The sequence below is a fragment of the Kocuria sp. genome (genome assembly GCF_030530945.1).
Classification (GTDB): Bacteria; Actinomycetota; Actinomycetes; order Actinomycetales; family Micrococcaceae; genus Kocuria.
Map to the genome: position 1 here is coordinate 98,160 of NZ_JAUMTZ010000001.1, position 20,204 is coordinate 118,363.

At 72.1% G+C, this 20,204-nt stretch carries 16 protein-coding genes; 4 read left to right on the forward strand and 12 right to left on the reverse strand.

Annotation, left to right across the window (positions count from 1 at the left end):
- Window positions 1-22 precede the first annotated feature (22 nt).
- From Q4A22_RS00450 to Q4A22_RS00475, 6 genes are all read right to left on the reverse strand, one after another.
- Entirely contained in the window at window positions 23-262 is a 240-nt protein-coding gene (locus tag Q4A22_RS00450; RefSeq protein WP_303176567.1) for a toxin, read from the reverse strand.
- Window positions 259-507: a CopG family ribbon-helix-helix protein gene (locus Q4A22_RS00455; RefSeq protein WP_303176568.1), complete on the reverse strand. Its 249-nt coding sequence runs from the start codon at window positions 505-507 to the stop codon at window positions 259-261. The genes Q4A22_RS00450 and Q4A22_RS00455 overlap by 4 nt, the downstream gene beginning before the upstream one ends.
- 73 nt (window positions 508-580) lie before the next feature.
- Complete coding sequence (locus tag Q4A22_RS00460) at window positions 581-1,450, reverse strand: metal ABC transporter permease (protein WP_303176569.1); 870 nt, start codon at window positions 1,448-1,450, stop codon at window positions 581-583.
- A complete protein-coding gene (locus Q4A22_RS00465; protein WP_303176570.1) occupies window positions 1,447-2,271 on the reverse strand; it encodes a metal ABC transporter ATP-binding protein in 825 nt (274 codons plus the stop codon). The genes Q4A22_RS00460 and Q4A22_RS00465 overlap by 4 nt, the downstream gene beginning before the upstream one ends.
- On the reverse strand, window positions 2,268-3,182 hold the full coding sequence (locus Q4A22_RS00470; protein WP_303176571.1) for a metal ABC transporter substrate-binding protein: 915 nt from the start codon (window positions 3,180-3,182) through the stop codon (window positions 2,268-2,270). Before Q4A22_RS00470 ends, Q4A22_RS00465 begins: the two co-directional genes overlap by 4 nt.
- A 127-nt stretch (window positions 3,183-3,309) precedes the next feature.
- Window positions 3,310-3,777 (reverse strand): DUF805 domain-containing protein, encoded by a 468-nt coding sequence (locus Q4A22_RS00475; RefSeq protein WP_303176572.1) that lies wholly within the window; start codon window positions 3,775-3,777, stop codon window positions 3,310-3,312.
- A gap of 187 nt (window positions 3,778-3,964) precedes the next feature.
- Between Q4A22_RS00475 and Q4A22_RS00480 the strand changes: the two genes are divergently transcribed.
- The gene (locus tag Q4A22_RS00480; protein ID WP_303176573.1) at window positions 3,965-6,106 is read left to right on the forward strand and encodes a glycoside hydrolase family 15 protein; all 2,142 of its coding nucleotides are present in this window, start codon (window positions 3,965-3,967) and stop codon (window positions 6,104-6,106) included.
- A gap of 337 nt (window positions 6,107-6,443) precedes the next feature.
- A complete protein-coding gene (locus tag Q4A22_RS00485) occupies window positions 6,444-10,052 on the forward strand; it encodes a bifunctional proline dehydrogenase/L-glutamate gamma-semialdehyde dehydrogenase (RefSeq protein WP_303176574.1) in 3,609 nt (1,202 codons plus the stop codon).
- Between the two features lie 115 nt (window positions 10,053-10,167).
- Here Q4A22_RS00485 and Q4A22_RS00490 read toward each other — a convergent pair whose 3' ends face one another.
- From Q4A22_RS00490 to Q4A22_RS00505, 4 genes are all read right to left on the reverse strand, one after another.
- Window positions 10,168-10,371, reverse strand: a complete 204-nt coding sequence (locus Q4A22_RS00490; protein ID WP_303176575.1) for a hypothetical protein — start codon at window positions 10,369-10,371, stop codon at window positions 10,168-10,170.
- Window positions 10,372-10,450: 79 nt separating this feature from the next.
- A complete protein-coding gene (locus Q4A22_RS00495; RefSeq protein ID WP_303176576.1) occupies window positions 10,451-11,776 on the reverse strand; it encodes a VWA domain-containing protein in 1,326 nt (441 codons plus the stop codon).
- A 196-nt stretch (window positions 11,777-11,972) separates the two neighbouring features.
- Window positions 11,973-14,636, reverse strand: a complete 2,664-nt coding sequence (locus tag Q4A22_RS00500; RefSeq protein ID WP_303176577.1) for an excinuclease ABC subunit UvrA — start codon at window positions 14,634-14,636, stop codon at window positions 11,973-11,975.
- A gap of 121 nt (window positions 14,637-14,757) precedes the next feature.
- Window positions 14,758-15,681 carry an EthD family reductase gene (locus Q4A22_RS00505; RefSeq protein WP_303176578.1) on the reverse strand — a complete coding sequence of 308 codons (924 nt, stop codon included), beginning with the start codon at window positions 15,679-15,681 and terminating at the stop codon, window positions 14,758-14,760.
- Between the two features lie 133 nt (window positions 15,682-15,814).
- On the opposite strand from Q4A22_RS00505, the gene Q4A22_RS00510 reads away from it, so the two are divergent.
- A complete protein-coding gene (locus Q4A22_RS00510) occupies window positions 15,815-16,867 on the forward strand; it encodes a LacI family DNA-binding transcriptional regulator (RefSeq protein ID WP_303176579.1) in 1,053 nt (350 codons plus the stop codon).
- Window positions 16,868-16,935: 68 nt separating this feature from the next.
- On the opposite strand, the gene Q4A22_RS00515 is transcribed toward Q4A22_RS00510, so the two are convergent.
- A complete protein-coding gene (locus Q4A22_RS00515) occupies window positions 16,936-18,033 on the reverse strand; it encodes a hypothetical protein (RefSeq protein WP_303176580.1) in 1,098 nt (365 codons plus the stop codon).
- Window positions 18,034-18,119: 86 nt separating this feature from the next.
- Entirely contained in the window at window positions 18,120-18,866 is a 747-nt protein-coding gene (locus Q4A22_RS00520; protein ID WP_303176581.1) for a GntR family transcriptional regulator, read from the reverse strand.
- A 164-nt stretch (window positions 18,867-19,030) separates the two neighbouring features.
- Here Q4A22_RS00520 and Q4A22_RS00525 point away from each other — a divergent pair, with 164 nt between their 5' ends.
- The gene (locus Q4A22_RS00525; protein ID WP_303176582.1) at window positions 19,031-20,152 is read left to right on the forward strand and encodes a TIGR03364 family FAD-dependent oxidoreductase; all 1,122 of its coding nucleotides are present in this window, start codon (window positions 19,031-19,033) and stop codon (window positions 20,150-20,152) included.
- The last annotated feature ends 52 nt before the right edge of the window (window positions 20,153-20,204 follow it).

Consider the following 20,204-nt stretch of genomic DNA (forward strand, 5'->3'; position numbering starts at 1 on the left):
CCCGCTTCTGGGGGGGTGCTTCTCACCCCAGGAGGTCACGGAACTGTCGCCGCGCTTTCATGGCATGAATGACGAGTTCGTGTCCGCTGTCGAACGTCAGTATGGCCAGTTCCAGGAGGCGCCCGTTGGAGTCGAACCCCAGAACGAAGTGCTTGGCGGGAATGTTCTCGTCCGGATCGCTCTCGAAGACCCTGTGAGTGGCGGCGTGGAGGATCTCATCTTCCGAGATGCCGTGTTCGAGCGCCGACCCGTTGACCTTCACGCCACGTAGGAGCGCAGTGCCGCCCGGATGACACTCGAACGGCTGAGGTGTTCCTCTTGGGCCCGTGCGTCCAGGGCCGCCAGCAGCGAGTCGTCCAGGCGCACCGGCACGACCCGTGCCGGGCCGTCCCCCAGGGGCTTGCGGCCACGTCTGCGCAGCGTCTCTACGTCATAGCCGCGCTCCGCTTCGTCGGCCCACTCCTGAATCATCTCGTCCGTCACCGGGACGCCGTTCACCGTCTCCATGGAATAAGCGTATTACGAATTAGCCGTCGGCGGACAGGTCCCAGGGGGCTGAGGCGCTGGCAGCGCTGGCGCCCTACCCCGGCAGCGCCCGCCGGCGACGTCGTTCCCCGAGCCTGCGCCCCAGCACTCCGTGCGCGGGGCTGAGCAGGTACGCCAGCGCGAAGACCGCGGTGTGGACCAGCACCACCAGCCCGCCGGGGGAGGCGTTGAGCCAGTAGCTGAGGTAGATCCCCACCACGGACGAGGACGCGGAGACCAGGGGCGCAACCACCAGCATGGCCCCGAACCGGTCCGTGAGCAGGTGCGCGGTGGCGCCCGGGACGATGAGCATGGCGACCACCAGCACCACACCCACCACCTGCAGTGCGGCCACGGACGTCACGGCGAGCAGCCCCAGCAGCAGAGCGCCTAGCAACTTGGGGGAGAGTCCGATCGCGTGGGCGTGCAGGGGGTCGAACGCGTAGAGGGTCAGGTCCCGCCGTTTGAGCACCATCACGGCCAGCCCCACCAGGGACAGCACGCAGATCTGCAGCTGCTCCGCGCCGGAGATCCCCAGCACGTTGCCGAAGACGATGTGGGTGAGGTTCGTCTGGCTGGGTGTCACGGAGATCAGCACGAGCCCCAGGGCGAACAGCGCGGTGAACACGATGCCGATGGATGCGTCCTCCTTGATCCTGCTGGTCCCGCGCAGACCGCCGATCAGCACCACCGCGAGCACCCCCGCGGCCAGCGCCCCCACGGTGAACGGGATGCCCAGGATGTAGGCGATCACCACGCCGGGCAGTACCGCGTGGGACACGGCGTCCCCCATGAGCGACCACCCCACGAGCACCAGCCAGCACGAGAGCACCGAGCACACCGCCGCGGCCGCCACGGTGGTCACGAGTGCGCGCACCATGAACTCGTACTCCAGCGGCTGGGCGAGCAGCTCCAGCGGGCTCATGCGGCACCTCCGTTCTCGGCGGCGGTCGACGACGCCGCGGGGCCGCCGCCGGTGCCGTGCGCGCGGACCGGGGGAGCGACGTCGCCCGCGCGGGTCCGTGACAGGACGTCCAGGCCGAAGGTGCGCACCAGGTGCTCGGGGGCGAGCCCCTGGGCCACGTGCCCGTGGAACAGCACGGTGCGCCGCAGCAGCACCACGCGGCGGGCGAGGTCTGGCAGCGCCTGGAGGTCGTGCGTGGCGACCACTACCGCGCAGCCCTGGTCCGCGAGCTCGTGCAGCAGCCGCACGATCGTCGCCTCACTGCGCTTGTCCACGCCGGCGAACGGCTCGTCCAGGAGCATGATCCGCGCCCCCTGGGCAATGGCCCGCGCCACGAAAACGCGCTTGCGCTGCCCGCCGGACAGCCGCCCGATCTGGCGCGTCGCGAGCTCCGTGAGGTCCACACGCTCCAGGGCACGGGCCACGGCGGCCCTGTCTGCCCCGCGCGCCCGGCGGGTGAAGCCCATGTGCCCGTAGCGCCCCGTGGTGACCACGTCCCGCACGGACAGCGGGAACTCCCAGTCCACGTCCTCGCTCTGCGGCACGTACCCCACCAGTCCGCGCCCCCGGGCCGCGCGCGGCTCCAACCCCTGCAGCCGCACCTCGCCCGCGGTGAGCGGCACCGTGCCCGTGAGCGCCTTCAGCAGCGTGGACTTCCCGGAACCGTTCATCCCCACCAGTCCGGTCACGTGCCCGGGCTCGATCTCCAGGTCCACGCCGTCCAGCGCACGCACGCTGCCGTAGTCCACGACGACGCCGCGCGCCCGGATCCCCGCCGTCACCGCGCGCCCCCGGAGAGTCCGCGGGCGATGGTGTCCGCGTCGTGGCGCAGCAGGTCCAGGTAGGTGGGGACGGGGCCGTCCTTCTCGGAGAGGGAGTCCACGTAGAGGGTGCCGCCCCAGCGGGCGCCGGTGGCTTCCATCACCTGGCGCATGGGCTTGTCCGAGACCGTGGACTCGCAGAACACGGCAGGCACGTGGTGGCGGTCCACGAACTCGATGGCCGAGCTGACCTGCTGCGGCGTGGCCTCCTGCTCGGCGTTCACGGGCCAGATGTACTTCTCGGTGAGCCCGGCGTCCCGCGCCAGGTAGGAGAAGGCGCCCTCGCACGTGACCAGGGAGCGGTGGTCGCGGGGCAGGGCGTCCAGCTTCTTCGTGAGGCCGTCCCCGATCTCCCGGATCTGCGCCTTGTACGCCTCACCGTTCTCCCGGAACTGCTGGGAGTGCTCCGGGTCCAGCCCGCTGAGGGCGGTGACGATGTTGTCCACGTAGCGCTCGCCGTTGGCGGGGCTCATCCACGCGTGCGGATTGGGGGTGCCGGGGGTGCCCGCGATGTCCACGGCCTCCACCCCCTCGGAGACCACCGTGTGGGGCACGTTCGCGGAGGCGGTGAACTGCTCCAGCCACTGCTCCAGGTGCAGGCCGTTGTCCAGGACCAGCTGCGCCTCGGAGGCCTTGGCCACGTCCTGCGGGGTGGGCTCGTAGTCGTGGATCTCCGCACCGGGCTTGGTGATGGACTCCACCGTGACGTGCTCACCGGCCACCGCCGATGCCATGTCCTGGAGAACGGTGAAGGTGGTGAGAACGGTGGGCTTGTCCCGTTCACCACCCCCGGACGGTGCTCCGGCGCACCCGCTCAGGGCCAGCAGGCCCGCCACTGCCAGTACCGCCACTCGCCGTCCCCGTGCTGCCACGGCCACTCCTTCGCCTCAGTGAATCCAATAGTTCGGTACACCGAACTTTAGGAGGCGTGGGGGAGGCGGGCAAGCATGTGGGCGGGTGCGTCGTCGTTCGGCGCGGCGCGGCGGAGGGCGGGTCCGCTCAGGTGTGGACGGCCGGGGTGCGGGCGGGCTGCGGGTCGAAGCGCACGCCGTGCGGGTCCGGCGGCAGAGCGGCCAGGATCAGCAGTGCGAACTGGCCGAGACCTGGGAGCAGGACCAGCAGGAACCACCAGCCGGAGAGGTTGCAGTCGTGCAGGCGCCGGACGGACAGGGCGATGGAGAAGATCACCAGCAGCGCGGTCGCGAGCAGCGAGAGCAGGGCGAGCACGAGCACCACGATCCCGGCGGCGCCGGTGGCGTTCGGCCACTCCAGCAGATCGTGCTCGCTCGCATAGTTGAGGGGTCCCCCAATGACGACAATGAGCAGCATGATCCACCAGTACTCGGACCGCGAGGCGCGCCCCGAGAACGTGGTCCCTTTCCGGACGAAGTTTCCGATGGCCTTGATCGGCCCTACGGGCTCACCGGGCTGCCTCTCCACGAGGCCGGGGTGGTAAATCCTGGGCATGAGTGGTGTCCTCCTGCATGGGTCGTGGCTCCGCCCGTGCGGCCCAGGGGCCCGGAGGCCTGGACACCGCGCGGCCGGAAGCCGGTGAACCACTCACCGTATCGACGCATCGGCCGCGGGACATCAGCCGAACGGCCAGAGTTGCGGGCGGGGTGAGCGGTCCGTGCGTTCGTGAGATTCTGGGGGCATGGCTTCCACGATCGAGGACTACGCCCTGCTGTCCAACATGCGCAGCGGCCCGCTGGTCTCCCGGCACGGGTCGGTGGACTGGTGGTGCGTCCCCCGCTTCGACTCGCCCGCCCTGTTCGGTGCGCTGCTGGGCACCCCGGACCACGGCCGCTGGCTGCTCGCCCCGTACTGCGCGGTGGACGACGACGCCGCGGTGGACATGTCCCTGCCCGGTGTGGTGGCCGTGGAGCGCTTCTACGCCGAGAACACCTTCGTGCTGCACACGGTGTGGACCACGGACACCGGCACGGTGCGCGTCACGGACTTCATGCCCCTGAACTCCCGCTCGGAGCTGATCCGCCGGGTGGAGGGCCTCACGGGTGAGGTGGAGATGTTCCAGGACATCCGGCTGCGCTTCAACTACGGCTCGTCGGTGCCGTGGCTGAGCCGCTTCGAGGTGCTGGAGGACGAGTCGGAGGATGCCCCGGCCGAGTCCGTGCTGGTGGGCATGGCCGGTCCGGACTCGGTGGTCTTCCACGGTGACCCGCTGCCGGAGGCGGACCCGGACAGGTCCAAGCGCCGCCACGCGGGCTCCTTCACGGTGGCCGCGGGTCAGACCCGTGACTTCACGCTCACGTGGTTCCCCTCCCACGGGGTGCCCCCGGAGGCCGTGGACGTGAACGAGACACTGACCACCACCGTGAACCTGTGGCAGGAGTGGACGGAGCGCTATGAGCCCTACGACCCGCTCACCGACCCCACGGCGCTGAACCACACGGACCCCGCGGAGCAACCCCCGGCGCACACGTCCACCCTGCCCGTCGCGGACGGGGCCGGTGCGGACAGCACCCACGGTGACGGCGCCCCCGCCGGGGAGGCGAGCGGGCGCCCGTCGGCCCGGGACGTGGGCCGCCACGGCGACCGCCCCCACCAGGAGGCCACCGCCACGGGCGGGTTCACCCTCACGGCCGCCCAGGACGAGCCCGCGGACCTGGTGCGCCGCAGCCTGCTGGTGGTGCGGGGACTCATGCACCAGGCCACGGGTGGACTGATCGGCGCCCCCACCACGTCCCTGCCGGAGGTGATCGGTGGGGACCGCAACTGGGACCACCGCCTCACGTGGCCCCGGGACGTGGCCTCGGCCCTGGAGGTCATGCTGGACCACGGCCACGACCGTGAGGCCGCGCAGCTGCGCAACTGGCTGCTGCGGGCGGTGGCCGGGGACGTGGCCAACCCCTCCAACATCTACACGCTGGACGGCTCCCCCCAGATCCGCGAGCGGCTCGTGGACATGCCGGGCTACGAGCGCTCGCGGCCCGTCCGGGACGGCAACTCCTCCGGCAGCCACTACCAGTCGGACGTGGCCGGGCACGTGCTGCGGGTCTTCGAGATGCTGCGCCGCCGCGGGGTGCAGGAGGACCACCTGTCGTGGCCGCTGCAGCAGGCGCTGCTGCGCGCCGTGGTGGCGAACTACGAGGAGAAGGACCAGGGCGTCTGGGAGATGCGCGGCGAGCCGCAGTACTACACGCACTCGCGCGTGATGATGTGGGCGGCCATGCAGGCGGGTGTGGACGCGGTGCGCATCCACGGCCTGCCCGGGGACGTGGAGACGTGGGAGGAGCACCGGGACCAGCTCGCGCACGAGATCTGGACCAGCGGCTACGACCCCCAGGTGGGCTCCTTCGTGCAGTACTACGGTTCCACGGACGTGGACGCGTCCCTGCTGCAGCTTCCGGCCGTGGGCTTCGTGGCGTACGACGACGAGCGGATGCTCGGCACCGTGGCCCGCATCCGCACGGAGCTCACCGACCGCTCTGGGCTGCTGCACCGCTACCGGAACCTGCCGCAGCTCACGGACCTGGACGACGTCGACGCGTTCGCGTCCTCGATCGGTCAGGACGGTTTCGCGGGCCAGTCCGCGCCCTCGGTCTCCGCGACCCTCCAGCTGGCCGAGCAGCTCGCGCTGTGCGGGCACACCCGGGAGGCCGTACGTCTCACGGATGTGGCGCTGGGCACCGCCAACGAGCTCGGCCTGCTGCCCTCCACGTACTCCCCGTCCCAGCACCGGGCCACGGGCAACTTCCCCCAGGTGGAGGCGCACCTGAACCTCATCCGGGTGCTGGACATCCTGCAGGCGGAGACCGCCGCGGACGCTTCCTGAGCACGACGCCGCCCGGCGGCCTCCTCCGCGCGGCCTCCCCGGGCGCGGGGCTGGGGTGGTGCAGTCCAAGGGGCAGCATGGACCCGGCGCCCCCCGGCTGGCGACGCCGCGGTGCGGGGCGCCGGAGAGGTGGCCTGGCGGCGTCGTCGTCCCTGCCTGTGGGGGCGGAGTGGGGCGGCGGCGTCACGTTCGGCGCCCCGTGTGACGGCGATTACGAGCACCACGGAGCCGGGCGGTAGCGTGAGCGCACCAGCCATGCCGGGCCCGGTGAGACTCGGCTGGTGGCCGAGGGAGTGCCTCGGCACCTTTCCCGGGCCGAGACTTTGGAGGCGCTGCAATGGCACGCACCGTCACGACTGACACCAATCCCCACGAGCTCGCGGACGCGGCGGTGGACCTGGTCCGCACCTGGCTGCAACGGGCGCAGCAGAACCAGCTCAAGGGCAAGCAGAAGAACCCCGCGGAGGACCGCCTGGCCGCGGTGCTCCAGGACCCGAACGGACTGGAGTTCACGGTGGGCTTCGTGGACCGCGTGGTCCGCACCGAGGACACGAAGGCCGCGGCGAAGGCGCTGCAGGACATCGCGAAGCTCACCCCGCAGTCCATGCCCGCGGCGGACCGCGCGCAGATCCAGGCGGGAACCGTGCTCTCCGGGGCGCTGCCCTCCGTGGTGGTTCCCGCGGCCCGCACGCGGCTGCGCCAGATGGTGGGGCACATGGTGGTGGACGCCCGCCCCGGCCCCTTCGGCAAGTCCGTGAAAGATCTCAAGCTCCACGGCCACCGCCTGAACATCAACCTGCTGGGCGAGGAGGTGCTGGGCGAGGACGAGGCCGAGAAGCACCTCGCGGACGCCGAGGGCCTGCTGCGCCGGGAGGACGTGGACTACGTCTCTCTGAAGGTCTCCTCCGTGGTGCCGCAGCTGTCCCACTGGGGCTTCGAGCGCACCGCCGAGCGCGTGGTGGAGCGGCTGCTGCCGCTGTACGAGACCGCGGCCACCAAGGGCACCGGCACCATGTTCATCAACCTGGACATGGAGGTCTACTCGGACCTGGAGCTCACCATCGAGGTCTTCCAGAGACTGCTGGACAAGCCGCAGCTGAAGAACCTGGAGGCCGGGATCGTGGTGCAGGCCTACCTCCCGGACGCCCTGGGTGCCATCGAACGCCTCTCCGAGTGGTCCGCGCGGCGCGTGGCGGACGGTGGCGCGCAGATCAAGGTGCGCCTGGTCAAGGGCGCGAACCTGGCCATGGAGAACGTGGACGCGGAGATGCACGGCTGGCCCCTGGCCACCATGGAGTCCAAGCAGGCCACGGACACCAACTACAAGCGCGTGCTGTCCTGGCTGTTCCACCCGGAGCGCATGACGGGCATGCGCCTGGGCGTGGCCGGGCACAACCTGTTCGACATCGCCTTCGCCCACCTGCTCGCCGCCGAGCGCGGCGTCACCGACCGCATCGAGTTCGAGATGCTCCAGGGCATGGCCACCAGCCAGAGCGAGGCCGTCTCCGAGGACGTGGGCCAGCTGCTGCTCTACGTCCCGGCGGTGAAGCCCGCGGAGTTCGACGTCGCCGTGTCCTACCTGGTGCGCCGGCTCGAGGAGAACTCCGCGAACGAGAACTTCATGTCCGGGATCTTCGACCTGGGCCCGGACAACGCCATCTTCACCCGCGAGGAGGGCCGCTTCCGGGCGGCGCTCGCGGCGCTGGAGGACGACCCGCAGGCGCCGTCGCCGCGGCGCGTGCAGGACCGCAGCGCCGAGACCGTGGGGGAGAATCCCACCCTCCCGCTGGACGAGCCGTTCCGCAACGAGCCGGACACGGACGTCTCCGTGCCCGCCAACCAGCGCTGGGCGGAGACGCTCGCGGAGAAGATCGCCAGCGCCGAGTGGTACGAGTCCGTGGCCGTCCCCGAGCTGCTCAAGGGTGTGGACCAGGACTCGGACGAGGCAGTGGCGGCTGTGAACGACGTCGTGGCCACCGCCAGGGCCGCCGGGAGGCGCTGGGCAGACATCCCCGCGCGGGAGCGCGCCGAGATCCTCAACCGCGCCGCGGACATCCTCGCCGCGCGCCGCGGCCACCTCATGGCCGTGGCGGGTGCTGAGACCGGCAAGGTGCTGGAGCAGAGCGACTCCGAGGTCTCCGAGGCCGTGGACTTCTGCCGCTACTACGCCCGCCGCGCCCTGGAGCTGGAGTTCGTGGACGGCGGCGAGTTCGTGCCGCACACCGTGACCGTGGTGACCCCGCCGTGGAACTTCCCGCTGGCCATCCCCACGGGCACCACCGTGGCACCCCTGGCCACCGGTTCCGCCGTGATCCACAAGCCGTCCCCCGAGTCCCGCCGCTGCTCCACCGCGGTGTGCGAGGCGCTGTGGGAGGCCGGTGTGCCGCGTGACGTGCTGCAGCTCGTGGACGCCGTGGAGGGTGAGGCCGGCAGGACGCTGATCTCCCACCCGGACGTGGAGCGCGTGGTGCTCACCGGTGCGTACGAGACCGCGCAGCTGTTCGCGTCCTGGGATCCGCAGCGCCCGCTCACCGCGGAGACCTCCGGGAAGAACTCCCTGGTGGTCACCCCCAGTGCGGACCGGGACCAGGCCGTGTGGGACCTCGTCTCCAGCGCCTTCGGGCACGCGGGGCAGAAGTGCTCGGCGGCGTCGCTGGGCATCCTGGTGGGCTCCGTGGCCACGTCCGAACGGTTCCGCCGCCAGCTCGTGGACGCCGCCTCCTCCATGGTGGTGGACTGGCCCGTGAACCTGCAGGCCTCCGTGGGGCCCACGGTGGGCCAGCCCTCCGAGAAGCTCCGCCGCGCCCTCACCCGGCTGGAACCGGGCGAGGAGTGGCTGATCGAGCCCAAGCAGCTGGACGACTCCGGGCGGCTGTGGCGTCCCGGCATCCGCACCGGCGTGAAGCCCGGGTCCTTCTTCCACCTCACCGAGTGCTTCGGCCCGGTGCTCGGCCTCATGGCCGCGGACAGCCTGGAGCAGGCGGTGGAGCTGCAGAACGCCACGGACTACGGCCTCACCGCGGGCATCCACTCGCTGGACGCGGACGAGATTCTGCGCTGGGTGGACTCCGTCCAGGCCGGCAACCTCTACGTGAACCGCGGGATCACGGGCGCGATCGTGCAGCGCCAGCCGTTCGGCGGCTGGAAGCGCTCCTCCGTGGGTCTCGGCGCCAAGGCCGGTGGCCCCAACTACCTGGCCTCCCTGGGCCGGTGGAAGCGCTCCGGGTTCTCGTCCTCCAGCACGGACCGCGGCGCGGCCGGCGCCTGGGTCCTGGACCCGCGCGTGCACCGCGCCCTGGACGCCGTGACCCCGCTCGTGGCGGGCGATGACCTCGTGTGGCTGCGCCGCGCCGCACAGTCGGACCAGTCCGAGTGGCAGCGCGAGTTCGGACAGGTCAAGGACCCCACCGCCCTGCGCAGCGAGGCCAACCTGTTCCGCTACCGCCCCCGCACCGTGGTGGTCCGCGCCCAGGAGGGCGCATCCCTCACGGACGTGCTGCGCGTGGGTCTGGCGGCCGTTCGCTCGGGCTCGCAGGTGGTGCTCAGCGCCGCCTCGGAGCTGCCCGAGGCGGTGAACGGGCTGTTCGCCACCGTGCTCAACCCGGCGTCCGACGCCGAGTTCGCGCACGCCCTGGGCACCGGTTCGCTGGGCCCGCTGGGTCAGCTCTCGGACCTGCGCGCCCTGGACGACGCCGCCCTGGACGTTCGCCACGGGGCTCGCGTCCGCGTGATCACCCCCTGGGACGGTTCCGAGGAGGACCTCAAGGACCTCTACGCGGTGCGGGCCGAGCACCCGGACATCGCCCTGATCACCGAGGACGTGGTGGGCTCCGGGCGCGTGGAGATGATGTACATGCTGGCCGAGCAGGCGGTGTCCATCACCATGCACCGCTTCGGCAACCACAGCCAGTCCATGCAGCGGGTGGTGGACGAGCTGGTGCGCTGATCCACGCACCGCGCACGTGCAGCGGGCCGCGACCCCGGGAGACCGGGGACGCGGCCCGCTGTTGTGTCTGGGTGGTGCTGTGTTTGGCGGTGGTGCCCTCGCAGTGCTGGGGGTCTCACACGCCGCTGGGGCGGCCCCGCTGCTGCCGCCGCCGGGCGCCGCCTGTCACGGTCAGGAGCGAGGCCGCGAACAGCAGCGACCACCCGAGGGTTCCTCGCCACGCCAGGTCCGTGAACGTGATGAGGCATGCCGCCAGCACCATGAGGATGGCGCCGGTGAAGTACAGCCAGGGGATTCGTCGTGACGTGGTGGTAGCCATGCCGCCACGGTAGGAGCGCCCCGGGCGGCGGGACAATGACCATCCGGCCACTTTTTCCGGGGTGCGCAGCCGCCGCCCCTCACGCCCCCGTCAGCGCGTCCACGAACACGTTCTGCATGTCCTCCGGGGAGCGGGCGATGTGCGAGGAGCCGCCGGTCGCGTCCGCGATCTGCTTCAGGACCTTCGCGTCCGCGTCCTGGGAGATGCCCACGGTGATGATGCGCACCGGGTTCTCGGGGTCCTGCTCGTCCCTCAAAGTGGTGAGCAGCTCGTCGAGCCCAATGGACCCCGGGTCGTGGTTCATGCCGTCGGTCAGGACGATCACCGTGCGCAGGTGACCGGGGGCGTCGTCGTGGAGCACCTGGCGGTAGGCGGCCAGGGTGGTGTCGTACAGGCCCGTGTAGCCGTTGGGGGAAAAGGTCAGGGACTTCACGTCCTGGGCCAGCTCGTCCCGCTGGGTGCCGTCCGCCACCGGCGCGGAGAGCTCGCGCACCGGGGTGAGGGAGCGGTAGTCCTTGTCCCCGTCCAGGTGCCGCTCGAACGTCCACAGCCCGAGGGCGTCGTGCTCGGGGAACATCCCCACTGCGGTGCCGGCCGCGGCCCTGGTGAGGTCCATGCGGGTGGTGCCGTCCGGGGAGATGGAGGTGCCCATGGACCCGGAGGTGTCGATGGCCACGAGGGCGTGGAACGGCTCCGCCAGGTGCTTCCAGTCGGTCAGCGCCTGCTGCAGTGCGGCGTCGTCCCCAGTGGGGGCGTCGGAGGCGGGACGGTCCCCGGGGGTGCTGGCCACCAGGGAGGTGTCCGGGTGCTGGGAGTGGTAGTCCTCCCATGCGGAGCGGGCAACCACGGTGGCCGCCGGGTGCTCTGCCCCCACGGCGTAGGCGGGCGCGGTGGGGTGCGCGGGTGCGGGCGAGCTGGGAGCGGGGTCCTCCGCCACCTGCCGCAGCCGCTGCTCCGCGTTCTGCACGGGGGCGGTGTCCCCCTCGGTGCGGGCGCGGCGCCTGAGCGCCTCGTCCGTGGCCGTGCGATCGGCCTGCCCGTCCTGCGCCTCGCCCAGGGCGCGGGAGATCAGCTCGCGGGTCCCGGGGTCGTCCCCGGGGGTGCCCAGCTCCACGGCCGGGTCCTGCAGCACGGCGGACCAGTTCTTCGCGGTGGTCTTCGTCGGCCCCACGACCACCGGCTCGTCGTCCGCAGCCGCAGCGCCCGAGCTACCGGTGGCGCTGCTGGAACCGGAGGCGTCCGGGGTGTCCTCGGAGTCGTCCCGGCCGAGGCGCGGGATGATCAGGACCGCTGCGAGCACCAGCAGTGCGACCGCCGCCAGTGCGCCCCACAGCAGCGCCCTGCTCGGGCCTCGGCGTTCGGCGCGGTGCGCTGCACGGTCGCGGTGCTTCTCGGGCTCGGTCATCTCGGTGCTCCCCCGTCTGGTGGGAGGGCCCCGGCGGACGACGTCGAACGGTCACCCCGGCGCGCCCCCGCACGCGGCAGCCGTGGCGGGATCCCCGTGCCGGGGTGCTGCCACGCCCCGTCGTCCCTGGTGGGAACCACCTTACGGTGTGTTCGGGCTCACGGGGCGACGCCCCGGCGGGGTGGGGCGCCCCGTCTCACCCCACCTCCCCCCGCAGGTACGGCGCGGTGGCGCTGTCAGGGCACGCGGCGACGTCGTGCGGGGTGCCCGCCGCCACCACCCGACCGCCGTCCGCACCGGCGCCCGGGCCCATGTCCACCACGTGGTCCGCCTGGGCGACCACGCGCATGTCCAGCTCGGCCATCACCACGGTGTTGCCCGCGTCCGCCAGGCCCTGCAGGTGGCTCAGCAGGCGGTCGCTGTCCGCGGGGTGGAGTCCGGCGGTGGGCTCGTCCAGCACGTAGAGGGTGTCCCCGCGGGAGGCACGCTGCAGCTCGGACCCGAGCTTGACGCGCTGCGCCTCACCTCCGGAGAGCTCCGTGGCAGGCTGGCCCAGGCGGAGGTAGCCCAGGCCCACGTCCCGCAGCACCCCCAGGGTGTGGTGGATGGCGTCCTGGCCCTCGAAGAACTCGTGCGCCTCGTCCACGCTCATGGCCAGCACGTCCGCCACGGACCTCCCGTGCCACAGCACCTCCAGGGTGCTGTCCTTGTACCGGGTGCCGTGGCAGTCCGGGCACGGCGCGTAGACGCTGGGCAGGAACAGCAGCTCCACCATCACGCTGCCCTCGCCCTCGCACGTGGGGCAGCGGCCCTCCACCACGTTGAACGAGAACCGCCCGGCCCCGTAGCCGCGCCGCCTGGCCTCGTCCGTGGCGGCGTAGAGCCGGCGCACGTGGTCGAACAGCCCCGTGTAGGTGGCCACGTTCGAGCGCGGCGTGCGCCCGATCGGCTTCTGGTCGATCACGACGACGCGGCGCACCCCCTCCGGCAGCGAGGTCACCTCTCCGCGGACGTCCTGCGCGGCGTCGTCGGCGGTGAGCAGGTCCGACTCCGGGTCCCCCGTGAGTTCGGCGGGCTCCCCGGCGCGCTGGCCCAGCCGTTCGCGCACGAGCACCGGCAGGGCCTGGCTGACCAGGCTGGACTTGCCCGAGCCGGAGATGCCCGTGACGGCGGTGAGGCACCCGGCGGGGAAGCTCACGTCCAGCCCACGGAGGCTGTTGCGCGTGACCCCCTCCAGTGCGAGCCACCCCTGGGGTGTGCGGCGCTCCCGGGGAGCACGGTCCACGGCGTGCTCCGTGAAGAGGTAGCGGCGGGTGGCGGACTCGGGGACCTCCGCGAGCCCGTCCGGCGAGCCGCTGTAGAGCACCCGGCCACCGTTCTCGCCGGCCCCGGGACCGATGTCCACGAGCCAGTCCGCCTCGTGGATCACGGTCAGGGAGTGCTCCACCACGAACACGCTGTTGCCCCGCTCCTTGAGCCCGTGCAGGATCCCGATCAGCGCGTCCAGGTCCCGCGGGTGCAGCCCTGCAGAGGGCTCGTCCAGCACGTACACCACGCCGAAGAGCTGAGAGGACAGCTGCGTGGCCAGGCGCAGCCGCTGACGCTCGCCGCCGGAGAGCGTGGGGGTGGTGCGGTCCAGGGAGAGGTAGCCGAGCCCCAGGTCGATCATGGGTCGTAGCCGCGCCACGAGGTCCGCGGCCAGGCGCTGCGCGGCGGCACGCTTCTCCACGGAGAGGTTCGGGGTGCGGCGGACGTCCGGGGCGGCGTCGTGCGGGGCGCCACCCTGTGCCACACGCTCGGCGGTGGAGGCGGCGCGAGCCTCCGCGTCCAGCACGTGGTCCGGGAGGTGCTCGGCCTCGCTGGGGCGCCAGTCCTCGGCGGTCACGGAGCGCGCGATCTCCGCCAGCCGGGCCAGGGGCAGGTGCGAGAACTCGGCGATGTCCAGGCCCTCGAACGTGACCGACAGCGCCTCCGCCTTGATCTTCTTCCCGTGGCACTCGGGACACTGCTCGCTCGTGAGGTACTGGGACACGCGCTTCTTGGTGCTCGGGCTCTTGGCGTTCGCGAACGTGTCCAGCACGTAGCGGCGGGCACCCACGAACGTGCCCTGGTACGTGGCCGGCACGCCGTCCTTCTGCGCTCTGCGCGTCTCGTCGGGGCTCAGACCCCGGTACACGCCCACCGTGGGGCGGTCCTCGGTGTAGAGGATCCAGTCCCGGTCTTGCTGCGGGAGGTCCTTCCAGGGGGTGTCCACGTCGTAGCCCAGGGACACCAGGATGTCCCGCTGGTTCTGTCCCGCCCACGCCACGGGCCAGGAGGCGACGGCGCGCTCCCGGATGGTCAGGGACGGGTCCGGGACCATGCTGTGCTCGGTGACCTCGTACACCCGCCCGATGCCGTGGCACTCGGGGCACGCCCCCTGCACAGTGTTCGCGGAGAAGTCCTCGGCGTAGAGCATGGGCTGCTCCGGCGGGTACCAGCCCGCACGGGAGTACAGCATGCGCACCAGGCTGGAGAGCGTGGTCATGGTGGCCACGTCCGAGCGCGCGCCACCCCCGCCCCGCTGCTGCTGCAGGGCGACGGCGGGCGGCATCCCCTCCACCAGGTCCACGTCCGGGGTGCCCGCCTGGTCGATCAGCCGCCGCGCGTACGGCGCCACGGACTCCAGGTAGCGCCGCTGCGACTCAGCGAACAGTGTGCCGAATGCCAGGGAGGACTTGCCCGACCCCGAGACCCCCGTGAACACCACGATGGAGTCCCGGGGGAGGTCCAGGGACACGTCCTTGAGGTTGTTCTGCCGCGCGCCGCGCACCACCACGCCGTGCCGCCAGGAACCGGTTTCCGTCTGCTCGATGCTCACCGGGCCACGGTACCCGGGGCGGTGCCGCGGGCGCGGGTCGAGGTGGGCCTCTTCCCGCCCGCGCAGGAGCCCGTCGTGGAGGCGGGGGACCTCTGCGTCGCCCCCGCGCGGGCGCCGGACCTCACCGGGCGGGCGGGGTCCACACCCTCGTCTCGGCGGTCTCGTCGTACCAGTGGCCGTTCGGGATCGCCTGCAGCTCGAAGAGGGTGCCCCACGGTGCGCGGACGTAGACGCTGGCGTTGCCCTCGGTGTCCTCGTGCGGCGAGTTGGGGTGCGGCTCCGAGAGAGCGGTGGCCCCGGCCGCCACGGCGCGCCGCAGCGACGCGTCGATGTCGTCCACGAACACCGACAGGTGGTTGAGGCCGATGTCGCTGAGCGCGGCGGCGTCCTGCTGCTCGTCCGCGTCGATCTGGAACATCTCGATGCCGGGGCCGAACCCGATCTGCACCATGCGCTGACGGGTGATCTTCGCGCCCCGGGGCAGACCGAGCTGCTGCTCGGTCTCCTCACCCTCGCGTGGCGGATCCTGGGGGGTGAGGCCGTCGTAGGCGATCTTGGCGTCGAACGCCTCGCGCAGGAAGAGGGTGGCCGCGTCGAGGTCCGGAACGGTGAGGCCCAGGTGGTTGCACCCGCGCGGCAGGGCGCCGAAGCGGTCCTCGTCCGCGGGCAGCGGTGCCACGGCCACGGCCTCGGTGGTGGGGCCGCCGATGATCGGGTCCACCTCACCCACCACGACCAGGGTGGCGTCCTGGTCCAGGAAGTTCGGCTCGTCCTTGGCGACCACGTTCGTGAACGTCTCCGACCCCATGACGGCGTCCAGCCCCTCGGCGCTGTCGAACCACAGCTCCGCCGTTCCGTCGAAGTCGGCCGGGGTCACGGAGGAGACCTCCGCGTCGCCGGGGTGGGTCTGGGTGTAGCGCAGGATGTGCGTGCGACCCTCGGGAATGGACCGCATCAGCGCGCCGTGCACGTTGACGTGGTGGTCGATGAACTCCTCGCGGGTGATCCCGGGGGCTTTCTTCAGGAACATGGTCATCTTGATCATGACGCCTCCTCTTCTCAGTCTCGTCTGTCGCGCGGTTCCAGTCTGGCCGCCGCACGCTGGGCAACTCCAGCTCGGACGGCATCCCGGGGCATTCGCGAGGTCAAACGATTTACCTCGCGCCCATAATGGGTGGATGACCGCCACCCGCACCACGATGGCCGACGTCGCGCGCGCGGCGGGTCTCTCGATCAGCAGCGTCTCCAACGCCTACAACCGGTCGGAGAAGCTGTCGCCCGCCACCCGGGAACGTGTCCTGGGCGTCGCCGCATCCCTGGGGTACGCCGGACCCGATCCCACCGCCCGCAACCTGCGCCGGCGCCGCACCGGCGGTGTGGGAGTGGTCTTCACCGACGACCTCGCGTTCGCGTTCTCGGACCCCGCGTCCTCCGGTTTCCTGGCGGGCATGGGGGAGGAGCTCATGGTGCACGGCAACCACCTGGTTCTGCTGCCCACGGGCACGCCGGACCACGACAGGCTCGCGCACATCGACCGCGCCGCCGTGGATGGCGTGGTCCTGCACTCCGTGCCCTCCCGCAACCCGACCCTCGACCTGATCCGACGGCGCGGCACCCCGGCCGTGGTGGTGGACCAGCCGGGTCCGGTTCCCGGGCTGGGCTGGGTGGGGCTGGACGAGCACGCGAGCATGCGCGCTGTGGGGGAGCACCTGCGTCGGCTGGGCCACCGGCACGTGGGCGTGGTCTCCTCCCGCCTGTCCACCCGCCCGTACGACGGACCCGCCGGCTCGCTCCGCCGTCGACGCAGCGCCTACGAGATCCCCCGCCTGCGCACCGCGGGTCTGGAAGAGGGTCTCGGGCGGCCTGTGCGCGTGGCGGAGCGGTGGGAGGTGAGCGAGGACGCGGGGGCCGACGCCGCTGCGGAGCTGTGGAGGTGCCACCCGCGAGTCACCGCGATCGTGTGCGTGGCGGACACCTACGCACTGGGGGTCCTGCGCTGGGCGCGTTCCCACCACGTCGAGGTTCCCCACCACCTCAGCGTCACCGGTTTCGACGACGCACCGCGCGCCCGTGACGCGGGTCTGACGACCGTGGCCCAGCCCTTCGCCCTGAAGGGACGTTCTGCGGCCGCGCTGCTGCTCCAGATGGTCGACGGGGAGCCTGCCCGGGCCCAGACCCTGACCACGTCCCTGCTCGTCAGGGCCACCACCGGCCCGCCGGTCAGCCGCTGAGGCCCCCGCGGCGCACACGGCAGGGTGCGGGCCGCCGCACGCCCGCGGCCAGATCCTCCTGACCCCGGCTACAGCACCAGGACCAGCATCACGATGATCGCCACGATCACCGCGAACGTGATGGCCCAGTTGCGGATCACGTTCTTCTCCTCGGCGCGGGCCTCCTCGCCCTGCGGCCGCCGGTCCACCCACCGGTCACTGCCCGCGCCGTGGTACAGGTCGTTCGTGGACGGCTCACGGGGAGGTGCGGTGGGTCCGGGGCGCTCGGCGGGCCCGTCGACCGTGGCTGGGGGTGCGACGTCGTCGTCCCCGGCGCTGGTGCCTCCCGCGCCGTCGGTGCGGCGGGGGCCCATGGGCCAGAAGCGGTCCGCGTCGAAGATCTTGTTCCGGCCGGAGGGGGAGCCGTTGCCTGCGGGGTCCGCGCCGGGCCCGGCGATGGAGTCGCGCACCGGCACTCCGTCACCCGGATAGGTCCGGGCCGCGGAGTCCGAGTCCCGCTGCTCGTCCTCGCGGAGCATCTCGGAGGCCGGGATGCCGGTGGTCGTCACGGCGGGACCGCTCCCGGCGCCCGGCGCCTGCGCCGAGGGCCACGAGCCGGATCCGGTGGACGACGCCGCCGCGTCACCGCCCCCTGCGTCCGCCGCCTGGCGCAGCACCTCGGAGAAGCGGGTGAGCGGGCCCCGGTGGGTGCCCGTGGAGTCCTGGCGCGCCACCTGGTCCGCGCGGTCGGCCACGGAGCGCAGCACCGCGGCGTCGCGGACACCCAGATCGCGGGCGGCCATGGCGAGTTCGAGGGGAGGCCGGGACGGGTCCGCCGTGGTGGCCCACTCCAGCAGACCCGTGCGGACGGGTGAGGAGAGGGCCTGGCGCAGTGCGGGGCGCAGCGCGGGGACGTCCGCGAGGTCCAGCAGCTCGGTGGGGGGCGTGCCCCCGTAGCCGCGCGCGGTCTGGTCCAGCGGGCCGCGGTGGTCGAAGAGCGCGGCGAGCATGGCGGCCGCGGCGTATCTGTCCTCCACGGTCTCCGCGTCCGAGACCCGGCGTTCCAGTTCGGCCTGCGCCGGTGACCCGGCGCGGCGCACCTCCTCCAGCAGCGCGGGATCCGCGCGCACCAGGCGTGCGGGGTCCTGCAGGGCCCGGGCCAGATCGGGGTTCAGCGGCTCGCTCACGTGCTCCACCTTCCGTAGTCCTGGGCAAAGCCTACGGGAGGCCCACGCGGCGGGGCCGGGAGCCCGGCGGCGGTGTCAGCCAGCCCTCACCCGCTGACCATCGACAGCGGCGAGGGGTTGCCACGGATCGTGTTCAGGGTGAAGCTGGCGGTCCCCTGCAGGTAGCGGTCGTCCGAGTACTCGATGGGTGCGCCCTCGCTCGTGAACGCGCGGCGGCGCACCCTCAGCAGAGGTGTGCCCTCGGGGACCTCGAGCAGGCGGGCGTCCTCCGGATCCGCCCCCACGGCGTCGATGGTGCGGGTGGCGTTGTCCACGTCCACCCCGGAATCGAGCAGGTGCTGGTAGATGGACCCGGAGTCGGTGTCGAACAGCAGCACGTGGCGGCCCACTTCCAGCGGGTAGTTCAGCCGCTCCACCATGGCCGGGCGCCCGTCCAGCAGCCGCAGGCGGAACACGGTGACCACCTGGTCCGCGGGGTCGATGTCGAGTCCCGCGGCGAGCACCGGGCCGGCCGGGTGGCGGGTGACGCTCTGGGTGCGCTGACCGGGCTCGAAGCCGGACTGGCGGCACCACTCGGAGTAGGAGATCACCCCGTCGAAGGACTGGGTGGGCACGGTGTCCAGCACGATGGTCCGCCTGCCCCGCCCGGAGGAGATGAGCCCCTCCGACCGCAGGCTCGCCATGGCCTGGCGCACGGGGCCGCGGGAGGAGCCGAACTGCTCGCACAGCTGGGCCTCCGAGGGCAGCGGGTGTCCCGCGGGGAAGTCCCCGCGCTGGATCGAGGACCGCAGGAACGCGGCGATCTCACGGTGCTGCTGCTGTGCGGCCGTCATGGGGGAGTCTCCCGGGCTGAGGTGGATGAGGGGCGTCACAACCCTAACGGGGTGTTTCGGGGGCCGCGGGGCGGATGGACCACGTGCAACACTCAGGTGAACGGTTCCCTAATTGTCTATACAAGACACTTCTCCGGGGGTGGTGCACCCCTAGCATCGGGGGCGTGAAAACCTCAACAGACCTTCTCGTGGTGGGCTCCGGCATCGTGGGCCTGGCCACCGCCTTCCGTGCTCACCAGCAGGGCCGCACCGTGCGTGTGGTGGACGTCTCCGAACGCCCCGTGGGTGCCTCCATCCAGAACTTCGGCCATGCCTGCTTCACCGGACAGGCGGACGTGATCCAGGACGTGGCGGCCGCCGCGCGCGAGGGCTGGCTCGCAGCGGCCTCGGCCGCGGGCTTCTGGGCCGCCGAGTCCGGGACGTACGTGCCCGCGGTGACCGAGACGGAGGCGCGGGTGCTCCAGGAGTTCGCCGCCCACCGCGGCGAGGAGCAGGTCACGCTGCTCGACGGCGAGCAGGTGGGTGAGGCGATCGGCAACCCCGGTCTGGGGGCGCTCGCGGGCGCGCACCTGCACCGTGACATGCGCGTGAACCCTCGGGAGGCGGCTCCTGCACTCGCGCGCTGGCTCGCGGGCGAGGGGGTGGACTTCGTGTGGCGCACCCGGGTGTTCACCGTGGCGGACGGCGTGGCGCAGACCAGCCGTGGGGAGCTGCGGGCCACGGAGATCGTGGTGTGCCCCGGCGTCCAGGTCGAGCAGATGTTCCCGGAGCTGGCCGAGCGCCACGGGGTGCGCTCGTGCACCCTGGTCATGTCGCTGATCGAGCGGTCCGAGCACGTGCCGGGTGACCTGGCGCTGCTCACGGGAACCTCGCTCGCCCGGTACGACGGCTTCACGGCCATGCCCTCCGTTCCGGCTCTGCGGGAGGAGCTGGCCCTGCGCGAGCCGGAGCTCGTGGGGTGCATCGCGAACCTCATGGCCACCGCTATCCCCGGCGGCGTGCTGGTGGGGGACAGTCACGCCTACGACGTCAGCCCGGAGCCCTTCCTCCGGGAGGAGCTGGGAGAGCTCCTGCTGGACCGAGCCGCGCACTACCTGGGCGTGGAGCACCCCGTGGTGAAGCAGCGGTGGCTGGGGTGCTATGCGGACAGCGCCGCCACGAATCTCGTGCTGGAGCGCCCGGATCCGCGGACCACGGTGCTCGTGGTGACCTCCGGGATCGGCATGACCCTCTCCTTCGGGCTCGCGGAACTTGCGCTCTCCGGAGGCTCCGTGCCGGGTTTCTGAGGTTCCGGGTGACGGTTCCGTGAGGGCCGCGTGAAGCCTGGGTGAACATCCT